The sequence below is a fragment of the Algibacter agarivorans genome (assembly GCF_039543245.1).
Lineage (GTDB): Bacteria > Bacteroidota > Bacteroidia > Flavobacteriales > Flavobacteriaceae > Algibacter_G > Algibacter_G agarivorans.
On record NZ_BAABJJ010000044.1, the window covers coordinates 89,273 to 102,396 of the forward strand.

The window sequence follows — 13,124 nt, forward strand, 5'->3', positions numbered from 1 at the left end:
TATTCATTAATAGGTAAACCCTAGTTTAGTTAAACCATCTTTTACATTTTGATCTTGCATAAAAAGATTCCAAAGCAATTGAGTTCTATAGTTTTCTATCATCGCTACTATAGGGCCTTGATCTATAGCTAAATAGCCATCTGCAACCCAACCATATTCATCAGAAAACGCATCATAAAAACCATATTCTCCCCATAACTCATTTTTACGTTCATAAAAATATTCTAAAGCTTGTCTAGATTCTTCTGGTGTATAAGGAAATGATGATAAAGCTGCTGTGGGTGTTATAACCCCTAAATCGTTAGTTGGACTATGTGCTGAATACCCATTGTTATTGTCACTAGCTGTTAATCCCCAACTATTTTCACTATATCCAGCATAATTTTTTGGATTGTCTTTACAGTATTCATAATTTATCAAGGAATGTGCTCTATTTTGAACAAAATAATTCGTAGCATATTGGTCACTTAGATTTGTGGGATCTAATCCTATAAACGAATAATGGGCAAAAAATAACGGGCCACCTAATGTTTCTCCTAATGGTAACACACGATCATAATAGGTTTCTCCATTCTTCATAGCACCACTACGTGCCCAACCTTTTTCATAAGTTTCTTTATCAATAGAATGGGTAGGAGATGCCGCAGCCAATACATATACAATTAATGCTTCGTTCCAACCACTAACCGTATGATTTAAAGCAAACCCATGGGTTGATGACCAATGCCAAGTAATCGATTTTTTACCTTGAGTATACCAATCCCATTCTACAGCTTCCCAAAGTGTAGTAATTCTATCTCTTATGTCGTTCTCTTCTGTATTATCACCAGAAAAATATTGCCTGTTTATTAGTAAACCCTGAAATAACAAGGCTGTTTCTACAATATCACCTCCATCATCTTGTGTGCCGAAAGGCACTGTAACTCCAGAACTAGTATACCAATGAGCAAAAGCACCATGATACTTAGCTGAGCCTTCTAAAAAAGTAAGTACTTTCTGCATTCGTTCTATGGCTTCATCTTTAGTTATCCATCCTCTTTCAACAGCGACAGGAAAACAAGAAATACCAAAACCAGAACCTCCAATAGTTATTACAGTGCTTTGTGAGCGCTCTTTTGCCATACCACTTGAGCTATCTGCAAAGTCCCAGAAATAATTAAAAGTTGTTTTTTGTGTTAATTCTAATAACTCATCATCTGGATCCGTTAATTCATCAACTTCAGCTATTGGAATGTCAGAAAGTTCATAAATGGAATCACATCCAAACGACATTATGCTTAATAAAAGTATCGATAAGTAAATTGCTGTTTTTTTCATTATTTGTTTATTTTAAACTAAATTTTATTTTGATGTTTATGGAATGAAAATAAAGAGTTGTAGGGGAAATGTTTCTTTCCTGAACTCAATAAGTAATTTGGACTCCAGAAAATATAAAGACAAAATTTTCTGGAGTCTATATCCATTATTTATTCATCCATTATAGTTTGAATTTCTTCTTGTGTAAGTTCTCTATCAAAAAGATATAATTCGTCAAGGTAGCTCAAATCTGAAAGATGCCCCCACTCAGTAAAACGTGCTGCTCCAGACATAATAGATAAAAGGTCACAGCCTGCCCAATCTACACCTGTAATAGCCTCTTCTTTTACAACAGCTCCGTCTATATATACTATAGCTTTAGTAGGAGATATTGTAAATGCTAAATGTATCCATCCTGCGTCATTAGGTACATCAGCATCAACACCACCATCAATCCAAGATTCTCCTGTACCATTACCTACATTTAATTTAAACCGTTGAAATCCATCCTCTCCATTTTCACGGAAAAGTCTAAATCCACTTGTTCTTAAGTTTTGAGTATCAGGAAATCCAGCATTATCTGTATCCTCTGGTCCTGCAACCAAAATACCTGCTCTATCTGGACTGACGTCTAGTTTGTACCACATAGCGGCACTAAAAGATTCACCTGTTAAATCTGCTGTTGGGTAGGTTAAATAAGAATCGACTGAGCCTAAAAAGGCATTGTCTCCTACTTTAGCTTCTCCCGAAAAACCAGTAGTTCCTACAGTTGTTGCTGCAACATTATTAGACTTATTAATATTATCAGCATCAAAAGGCATGTATAAAGTTGCTCCAAAGAATGGAAGTGTAACATCACCACCAAATACTGCCGCAACTTCTTCAGTTGATAATGCTTTATTAAAAAATCGCAATTCATCCAAATTACTATTATCTGATAGATGACCCCATTCTGTAAATCTTGGGGCACCTGACATAATAGAAATAATATCACAACCTGTCCAATCAATACCAGTAATGGTTGTTTGTGCTACTGATGCTCCATTAATATACACAATAGCATCTGTATTTGATATTGTAAATGCCAAATGAACCCACTCGCCAGTTGTCGGGTCAACATCAGCGTCAACTCCTCCATCAACCCAAGCTTCTCCTGCACCAGTACCTACATTTAGTTTGAACCTTTGATTACCATCATCACCGTTTTCACGAAAAAATCTTAGCCCATTAGTTCTTAAATTTTGAGTATCAGGAAATCCTGCATTAGCAGTATCTTCTGGACCTATTGTCAAAACACCTCCACGGTCTGGATCGTTGTTTAGCTTGTACCACATGCTGGCACTAAACTCAGGAGTAGTTAATCCATCTGTCGGATATGTTAAATAAGAATCCGTAGCACCTTCATAAGCACCCGATCCTTCATAAGTATCATCTCCCGTTATTTGAGGCGACCCAACTTGTGTAGCCGACATATTATCAAACAAATTAACAAAACCACCATCAAAAGGCATATAAAATGATTCACCAGGATATTGAGGTATGTATGGATCTGCGCTGACCATACTACTAATTTCTGCTGGTGATAATGCTTTATTAAAGATACGAAGCTCATCCATCTCACTGCTATCAGAATTGTGACCCCAGTAATTAAAAGTATCCCCACCTGAACCTATGGCTAAAGAACCAACACCTGTCCAGTCTATTGGCCCATCCATTGCACCAGTATTCATTTCAATACCATTAAAATAAATTTTGCTTTCTGTTTGCGAAATTGTAAAAGCGATATGAACCCATTCGCCAGCAGCAACATCAATAACACCACCATCGTTCCAGCTTTCAGCAGCACCAGTACCTACATTTAATTTTATTGTTTGTTCGGTAGCATTACCTTCTCTAAATAATCTAAATCCTTGATTTCTATTTTCAGGAATATCATTTCCAATTACCAATAAACCAGCTCTATCTGGATTGGCATTTACTTTATACCAAAACGTAGCACTAAATTCATTGCTTAACAAACCTTCTGATGGAAAGGTTAAGTATGCATCAGTTGTTCCTTTATACGCACTTGCACCAGCAAAACCAGACTCTGCAAAGCCTGGTGACCCAACCTCATCTGCTAGTTCAAACCCAATTAAATCTCTGTAATCACCATCAAAAGGCATATATAAAACCTCTCCATCAAATTCTGCGACATATGGTGGTTCTTTTGTGAAATTAGCTTCAGCGGTTGTAGATTTACCATTAATATCTGTAGATGTTACAGTTAATGTATGCTCACCATTAGCTAAACCAGTGTACGTATATGTTTCTGAAATACGACGCGGATTATTAAAATTATCAAATTTAACAATCTCGGTACCATCTAATGCAATTGATATTTCGCTAACAAGATTATCATCATTAACTTCAATTTCAATATCTATTGACGTTAGGTCTTCGAATACCTTAATAGCCGATCCTTCTACTGGAGAAATAATTTTTACTACAGAAGGGTCTATTTCAAAATCTCCAAACGGTGGCGTATCTATATCTTGACAAGAGGCGAAGACTAACGCAGCCATTACTACATAAGCCATTTTTTTTATTAAATATATTTGTTTTTTCATAATAATTTTTTTTTAATAATTTGGATTTTGTATTAAAACGCCTTGTGATTGATCGATAGCTATTTGCGGAATAGGATACCACTCATGCTTAGGCAGAAAACCTAAGCCTCCTAAAACAGCAGGTCCATCTCCCCAACGCACTACATCATAAAAACGCTCACCCTCCATAGCAAATTCTATCCTTCTTTCATGCTTTATTGCATCTAATGTTGCGGTTATATCGGGAAGCACATCAGCACCTCCTCTAGCTCTTTCTCTTACTTGATTAAGATAGTTTGACGCACTAGATACATCTCCTGTTTGAAATGCTGCCTCTGCTGCCATTAGAAGCACATCAGCATATCTAATAATTTTTATGTTTTCCCACAGATTAAATCTTGTATTAAATTTTTCTCTAAGAGACGCTTCTGTATAAGCTTTTTTGTTCCAATATAATTGAGCTAACGGAGGTGTTTCTGGCAAAACTCCACTACCATAACCACCATCATCTTCACCTGACACTAAAATAGTTTCATCCTTTCTTGGGTCACCTGATTCATAGGCATCAACTAAATTTTGTGTAGGTACATTAAAGCCCCAACCAAGATCCCATTCGCCTGTACCTCTTACGCCTTGTGATTGATAATAAATATTTCCAAATGTTTGACCAGATTCTGTAGCTAATTGCTGTACTTCAAAAATAGATTCACTTGAATTGTTACCTGCTTGTGAAAAAAGCTCTCGATAGGAAGGTAGTAATGTATAAACTCCAGAATTAATGACCTCTTCACTTTTTACTAAGGAAGCGGCATAATTTTCTTGATATAAATACAGTTTAGCTAAATAAGCATTTGCAAAACCTTTTGTTGCTCTTCCAATAAAATTAGATACCCAAGTTAAAGGTAAATTTTCGCTTGCATATATTAAATCTGTTTCAATAAAAGCATCAACCTCTGTTACAGAAGATTTTGGTTTATTGCCATCAGTTATGTCAACTATTTTTTCACTAACTATAGGTACCTCTCCATAATCTCTTCTTAGGTCAAAATAAAGAAAAGCTCTTATCATTCTGGCTTCTGCCAAATTCACCAAAGTACCACTATCGGTTAAGCCTGAAACCTCAATAGCATCTATTAGGTCATTACAGGCATTTATTATTTTATAATGGTCATTCCAATTAGCCGCGCTTAAACCATTAGTGACGGAATAATTAAAGTCATTAAAATCAGCTCCCAATTCAGCAGCATCGGCTGCGGTACTCCCTTTTTCTGCATCATCTGAACGAATGCTTTGAAACCAATATCGGGTCCAATCTGTAACAGCTGACTCTCTTAATTGCCCATACAACCCAAATACATCGGCTTCAAAACCACCAGTTGTTAAATCTCCATCCACAGCAACACCCAATGGTTTCGTATCCAATAAATCATCACACGAAGTAATAGATAGCAACATAAGTAATACTCCTAATGCATACTTAGTATTAATAAAGGTTATCTTTTTTTTCATAATTGTTTATATTATAATTTTTTTTGTTTTTATTAAAATGTTGCACTAAACCCTAAGCTTGTTATAACGGGTAAGGGATATCCTCCATTGTCAATACTAAACTCAATTGGACTTCCGCCAGCTTCTGGTGTAAATCCGGAATTATGTTTCCATGTGTATAAATTTTGTGCATTGATATACAATTTCATATTTTGAAATTCTAACCCTTTTATACTCATTGGCTTGAAATTGTATGCCAATTGAACATTTCTAATTCTTACATAGCTACCATCTTCAATATTATAAGTAGAATTTTGTCTATTATAACTGGATGTTGCCGTTAACCTTGGTTCCCAATTAGACGTTCCAGCTCCAATCCACCTATTTGCTCTTGCTCCTCTAAAATTAAATTGAGAAAAAGTGCTTCCATTACCCCAGTTTCTCCAAATCTCATTTCCATAAACACCTTGCACATCTATGTCTAAAGTGAGATTTTTATATTCTAGATTTAAGCTTGCCCCGTAAATAAAATCAGGCGTTGGGTTTCCTATTACTGTTCTGTCATCTGGAGTTATTTCACCATCACCATTTACGTCTCTGTATTTAAAATCTCCAGGCACGTAATTACCTAAAGTACTAGGAGGCGAGGCAGCAATATCTAAATTCGATTGATAAAGTCCTTCTACTTCATAACCATAAAAAGATCCAATAGGAAAACCTTCGCTTGTACGGGTTGGTCCAGCAAAAATTTCAAAACCAGATTCAAACACAGAGTTTACCGTATTTTTTACAGTGGCCAAATTTCCACTTATTGAATATTGAAAGTCTGAACCAATTTTATCATTCCAAGTTGTAGAAAATTCAAAACCTTTATTTTCGATTTCACCAGCATTGGTATAAAATCGTTCACTTCCTTTTGTGACAAACACCAATAAATCTGTTGTTAATTTGTTATAGTAGTTCGCATCAAATTTTAATCTGTTATTAAACGTAGCTAATTCAAGGCCTACTTCATAGGAGTTAACTTTTTCCCACTTTAAATCATCTGAATTTCTATATGCTAAAACAAAAGCAGGAATTACATCTTGCGGAACTCCAAATATAGCAGATGCTCCATTTTGAAAATTAGGTAAATAAGGATAGTTCACCGCATTGTATTGATTTCCTAATACACCATAAGAGCCCTTAACTTTTAAATAATCAATAAAACTATTCTCCATAAATTTTTCTTTGCTTACCTCCCAAGCTGCACCTACGGACCAAAAATTCTGAGCTCTTGTAGCTGGTGGTAATTCTGAAGAAGAATCTCTTCTAAACGACCCATTTATAATATATTTTCCTTGATAATTATATAATATACGGCATAAAGCTGATGTAGTGGCTCTATCCCATTGATCTGAATTTGAAAATCTTGTTTCTTGATCACCAAAAGGAAATACATTTAAATACCAAAACCTTGGGTCATCTGGAATAGGTTCCCCTCCTGCTACTTGCCTTACTGAACCATTGATGTTTTCTAAATATTCTTGAAACGTAGTATACCCCAATAAAGCGGTAAATCCATGGTCTCCAAAATCTTTTTTGTAGGTTAACAGGTAATCTTGTTGAAACTCTTGTTTTGTATTATTATATTGAGAAACACTTGTTAAAGTTTGTCCAAAAGCATTAACAACCTCATCACTTTCTGCAACATACACTGGTATAAGTGGCGAATACCCCCTACCTTTAGTAATATTATAATTTCCTGAGTATGCTGCCCTAAAAGTAAAATCTTTCAAAAATTTTAATTCTGCAAAAATATTACCAACAAATCGATATGAATCATTAATACCATTCTTCTCGTTTACACTTAGTAGAGGGTTTCCTATTTGGGCTCCACCAATTGCTATAGGTAATTGGTTATAGACACCATCCTCATTATAAGGGCTTACAATAGGAGTCGCATTTATAGCAGAACCAAAACTACTAAGATTTGGTAAATCTGATTTTACTGCATTTATACCAATACCCATCTTAAGATTTTCAGAGATTTTAACCTGATCATTAATATTAATGGTTATTTTTTGTAATTCCTCATTCTTAATAACACCTTCTTCTTTTAAATATCCTAAGCCAACACTTATCTTATTTGATTCATTACCACTTTGAATACTTAAATTAGCATTTTGAACAACAGCTCCATTGTTTTTTATTTGGTCAATCCAATCTGTATCACCATTAAATAAATTATAAGAATCATAAGGCATTTCACCATCATTTGCTAATTGCTCATCAAATAATGTTTTAAAGGTGGCAGCATTTGCCATATCTGGTTTGCCTGTAATATACTTAACACCTGTAGACGCAGAAAAAGTAACATTTAATTTTCCTTCTTTCGCCGTTTTGGTAGTAACCAATATAACTCCATTTGCTCCTCTTACACCAAAAATAGCTAATGAAGAGGGGTCTTTTAGCAATTCAATAGACTCTATATCATTTGGATTGATATAACTTATATCCGTACTAAATATTCCATCAACAACATATAAGGGTTTTGTTTGATTTCTACTAACGGTACCTCTTATACGAATATCTGGTTCTTGCCCTGGTTGTCCTGAATTAACTACCGACAAACCTGCCACCTTACCTTGTAAAGAAGCAACTGGATTTGCATTAGGTTTATCAGCAACTACATCGCCTTCAACCTTAACAATTGAACCCGCAAGATCTCTTTTCTTGGCTGTTCCATATCCAACAACCACAACTTCATCTAATGTGTTTAAATCTTCTTCTAAAACAATTGTATAGTTTGTTGCTGATGTAACAGGTATTTCTTGTGTTACATATCCTAGATAACTAATAACTAATATGTCATTAATATTAGATTCTAAAGTGAAATGACCATCAAAATCGGTTTGACTTCCTGTAGTTGTTCCTTTAATTATTACTGAAGCGCCAGGTAATGGTACATTATTTGCATCATTAACTGTACCCTGTATAGTTTGCTGCGCCCATATACTATGTGTTAAAAAATAGCAACATAGTATTGCCAAAAATTTAATTTTCATAAGCATTAAAAGTTTTAGTTTAATTATTTTAGTTTAATTGTTTCCCAAACCTATTATTTGGAATGTTAAAATTAAGCCAAGAAGTTATTACAATCATTGACGTATAAAATTAAATCAAATTAAAAACCATAAAGACTTAATTATCAAGTTATTACAAATAAAAATAAATTTTAAATATAATTAATGATGTAGTAATGATGTAGTAATTATATTGTGTTTTGGTGTTAAAACGGAACACATTTCGATTAAAATAGCATCAAAAAGTTTGATATATTTTCGTTACTTTCAATATTAAGCTTTTTTCTAAGCCGGTATCTATGTATTTCTACTCCACGGATTGTAATCCCCATTAGTGGCGCAATTTCTTTTGAAATTAACCCTGATTTAATGTAAGCACACAATTTTAAATCTTTAGTAGTCAGTTTTGGGTATTCGGTAATTAGACGTTTAAAAAAGTCTGCATGCAATTCGTTAAAGTTTGTTTCAAATGCCTTCCAATCCTTATCTGCATCTTTCTTGTTTTTAGATAAGTCAATAAGTTTTTTTGTTCTACTCTTATTTGGAGACACATTTAAAAGTCGGTTCAGTTCGTTCCTTAATAAAATAATAGTTTCATTTTTCTTTATTATGGTTTCAGTAGAATTTGCAAGCTCTCTTTTTTTATTTAGAATGTCTTTTTCTAAATTCTGCCTTTCTATCTCTTGAATTTTCTTCTGGTTTTCTCTTATAAAAATTCTTTTTGCTTCTAACTGCTGCTTTCTTGATTTTGTTTCATTAAACCTATGATATATATATACAGCTGAAATCATCAAAACTAAGTATAACAATTTCATAATATTTGACAAATACCATGGAGGTAGTACCGTAAGTGAAATTTTTCTTGCTGATAAAAAGCCTTCATTTTGAATTGATAAAGAATAATCCCCATAAGGCAAGTTTTGCAATGTGAATTTTCCGTTTTTTATTTCTTCTTTTTGATTCACTCTTCCTGACAAGATATATGACTGACCTTTAACACTTTGATTAGGTGAAAACACCTCGAAAGTAAGATATTTAGCATCTAAATAATGAATCTTAAAAATAGAGTCATTTTTTAAAAAATATTTATCCCTCGAATATATCTTATCTATGACAGGAGCTAGAAATGTTTCTTTATTTTTAACTTTAGGCTCTTTAAGGTTAAAAGTGGCAAATCCATCATTAAGTGTTACAATCCTAATCGAATCATTTTTAAAATAAATTTTCTCATAATTAGGAACTAAATACTGCTTTAAATTTGATACGCTAATTTTATTTTTTTCTACTAAACCTTCATTGAAAAATTGTAACGATTTCTTATATCCATTATTCAAAAACCACATCCCACCATCTTCTATACCTATAATACTATTACTTGTTAAGTCCTTAAATTTCTTATAAACTCCTATACTATCCTCTTCTTTAAAATACTTAAACCACTTATTTGAATTATAGAATACAATCTCTTTTCCTACCTTAAAAACATTAGATTTGAATTGCTTGAAATTTGGGGTATTTCCATAATTGGAAAATTCAAGTGCTTTTGTATAACCTTCATTCAATTTTATTCTATAAACACCTTTGTATGGATGCGTAGCCCATATTACATGTTCTGACTCAAAAATTATCTTATTTATAGGAAAAGATAAATTTTCAATATTAAATATTTCTAATTTTTCTTTTTCAAATTTCAATAGATTAATTCCTGTGTAATTACCTTGTAAATACATAGGTTTATGTGAAGGGGTTTTAAAATACCCGTAAACCCCCCCTGATGCTATATCTATGGGAATTAATTGATTGTTTTCAATAGAATACATTCCATTATTATGTCCGCAATAAAGCTTATTATTGATAATGCTTAAATCCCAAACATGACCTTCAGAATTTTTTATTAAATGCAATTTGTTGTTTTCTGTAAAAGAATACACACCTGTATTACTAGCCAAGTAAAGTTTATTCTCAAAATATTCAACATCATAAACAGCTCCTAAAACACCTGTGATATCTTGATAAAACTGATATGGACTTTTTAAGTTTATGGTACTCACTCCATTATCCAATCCTCCCCATATCGTTCCATTATGATATTTTAAACCCAAAATCGTATTATTATTCAATCCAAGTTCTTTATTAATGCATTGAATGTCCTCAGTCTTTAAGTCATATATATATATGCCATTTTTTATAGTTCCAAAAACTATAGTTCTATCATCAATAATTATAGCCTTGTTTACAACGTAATTATGCAAAAATATATTTATACGTTTAGGTAATGGATTAAGCTTTTTTGAATCATATATATACCCTCCTTTATTTAAATCGAAGAAAAATAACAAACTATCTCTTATTGCTATTGTGCTTACAGTATTGAAGTTCTTATCATTATTATTAAAATCAAAAGGAATATGCTTATTTCCTTTCACTTCCCTAAATGTGTTTTCTAAACTAGCTGTTATTAATTTATTCTGATAAACCCCAATATAAGAAACTGTACCACTATCATTCACTTTAGAAATTGTTGAACCATCATATATATATATTCCTCCAAAAGACCTAAAAACAACTTTGCCATTAAATTCTATTATTTGCCAAAATTCTTCACTTTGAAACTCACTATTCCCATTGTATAAAGAGGTTAACGAAGTATAATGGTAATTGCCATAAATGTCTGCTTTCCAAAACCCAAATTCTTCATAGGACCCAATATATATCTTATTCTCCACACATAAAACTGATCGAATTATAGTCTTACTTGGAAGTTCTAATAATTGCCATAAATGCCCGTTAAATCGCAACAACCCTTTATTGTTAGCTATAAATACCACTCCATTTTTATCAACATCTATCCCCCAATTCTGGTTATCTGCTTGATAATCTTCTATAGAATAGTTTTCTATTTCTGGGCTAAAAATTTGAGAATATGAAGCAAGAGATATTCCTATGAAAATAATATTCAATAAAAGTTTTATATCTAAAAAATATAATTTCATTTAATAGGGATTTAATTTACAGTTGTATTTGAAAGACTTTAAACTAAATCAAATATAATGATTCTATGACTTTACTACCAATCAGTTTTTCTGATTAATTATTAAATAACGACTGCGCCTCGCGATGAATACGCTTATAATTCCTTTTAATGTCTTTCTTTGAATAATTTTTTGCCTTTGGTAATTTCTTTGTAATATTCTGAAGCTTAAATTGCACTCTTTGGTCATTGCCATCAGCAAAACTTATAAACTCTCCTGGTTTGAGTTTAAAGAAAATATCTGCTCGTACTTTTGAGACTTCCTTTTCGCCTTTCGTCACTCGTGTATCAAAGTTTAGGTTATGTCCTTTATTGATACTAGTGGTTTTCATTTTAATAAGTTCAAAAAAGCGCTCATAGTATTTCGCAGTATCTGGGTCGTTCACTTTTCCAAAAAATTGATATGATAGATTGCTTAATATCGCTTTACTTACCTTATCCCCATACATGATATCATTTTGAACCTTGTCCTGCATTACATAAATAGTAGCTATGTTGTAGCTTCGTAGTGTAGCAGGAATACGTTGCATATTCAAGAGACGAATGGTCGACGCTTCTTCCATGAGTAAAAAAGAAGGCTTTCGGTGTCGCACGCTCATTTGTTTGATAATCGTATGCATCACCGCTGCAATTAATGGCGCATAAGCAGTTTCCAATTTAGGATTATTGACCACTGAGATTACCCCTGGTTTTTCCTGTCCATTAATATCCAAAGGCACTTCGTCCTTAGATAGAACCATAAAAGCCTGTTTTGAACTAATCTTTTTTAAAGCATTGGATAGCGTGCTTTTAACTCCTGCCGTTTGGCGGTCAGAACCTTTTCCACTAATAAAGGCATTCGCCATCCCTTTGGAGGTCAGATCAGATTCCAAAAGCGTAATGAGGCTGTCCGTATCCAAATATTGATAGATAGCAATTAAATGCGGAAGCGTGCAATACTCCGGGTGGTTGGTTCTGAGAATCCAGATAAGCCCGCCTATAATCCCTTCAGCAGCATCCGTAAAGAACTTACCTGAAGTATTTGTTCCCGATTCTTTTTGTTCCAATAAATTTTCCATCAGAACTCGTGATACTTCATTTACACTTTCTTCATTTTCCATATACCTTGCTGCAATGGGATTGACCTGATGGTATATGGTATCAAAAGAAATAATATAAAAAGGAATGTCTTCCGTTTTATAAAGCGGATAAGCCATTTCGGTTATTTCAAAATCCTTATAATCGTGGATGATTCCTGAAAATCCATGTTCACTAAAATGCTGCATAAAATTATAAACCACACTTTCACTTTTTCCACTTCCCGCTGCCCCAATAATAGATGCGCCACGTTTGATATTTTGGATGACCAGATTATCTCGCTCTAGTTTGAAATGTACCTGATACATTTTTTCGGATGGCTGTGTACGCTCTCTTTCATGCAGAAAGACATACATAAGTAGATTGATAAGCAATAAAGGGCATCCCACAGTTAAGGCTGTCTTATTGAGAAATGTCGAAGCAGTAAAAAAAAGAATTCCAAAACCACCAAGAAGCAATAATAAATTTAGGGCAAAAGCATATCTGGACAGTTTGTATAGTGCATAAAAAAGAGCAGATGCTGTGAATAGGATCAGTAAGATGGTTGGGAGATTAAAAGATTGCATGGTGTTTATATTA

General features: G+C 33.4%; 6 protein-coding genes. All 6 read right to left on the reverse strand.

Translation table 11 applies throughout. The features are described 5' to 3' along the window. Positions 1-6: 6 nt before the first annotated feature. The 6 genes from ABD935_RS15360 to ABD935_RS15385 all read right to left on the reverse strand — a co-directional run bounded on the left by ABD935_RS15360 (position 7) and on the right by ABD935_RS15385 (position 13,111). Entirely contained in the window at positions 7-1,317 is a 1,311-nt protein-coding gene (locus ABD935_RS15360; RefSeq protein WP_345193547.1) for a glucoamylase family protein, read from the reverse strand. A 149-nt stretch (positions 1,318-1,466) separates the two neighbouring features. Further along, on the reverse strand, positions 1,467-3,905 hold the full coding sequence (locus tag ABD935_RS15365) for a LamG-like jellyroll fold domain-containing protein (RefSeq protein ID WP_345193549.1): 2,439 nt from the start codon (positions 3,903-3,905) through the stop codon (positions 1,467-1,469). A 12-nt stretch (positions 3,906-3,917) separates the two neighbouring features. After that, entirely contained in the window at positions 3,918-5,393 is a 1,476-nt protein-coding gene (locus tag ABD935_RS15370; protein WP_345193551.1) for a RagB/SusD family nutrient uptake outer membrane protein, read from the reverse strand. Positions 5,394-5,425: 32 nt separating this feature from the next. Beyond that, entirely contained in the window at positions 5,426-8,419 is a 2,994-nt protein-coding gene (locus tag ABD935_RS15375; protein ID WP_345193553.1) for a SusC/RagA family TonB-linked outer membrane protein, read from the reverse strand. A 245-nt stretch (positions 8,420-8,664) separates the two neighbouring features. Further along, positions 8,665-11,430, reverse strand: coding sequence for a helix-turn-helix and ligand-binding sensor domain-containing protein (locus ABD935_RS15380; protein ID WP_345193555.1), 2,766 nt, complete (start codon positions 11,428-11,430; stop codon positions 8,665-8,667). A gap of 94 nt (positions 11,431-11,524) precedes the next feature. Beyond that, a complete protein-coding gene (locus tag ABD935_RS15385) occupies positions 11,525-13,111 on the reverse strand; it encodes a type IV secretory system conjugative DNA transfer family protein (RefSeq protein WP_345193910.1) in 1,587 nt (528 codons plus the stop codon). Positions 13,112-13,124 lie beyond the last annotated feature (13 nt).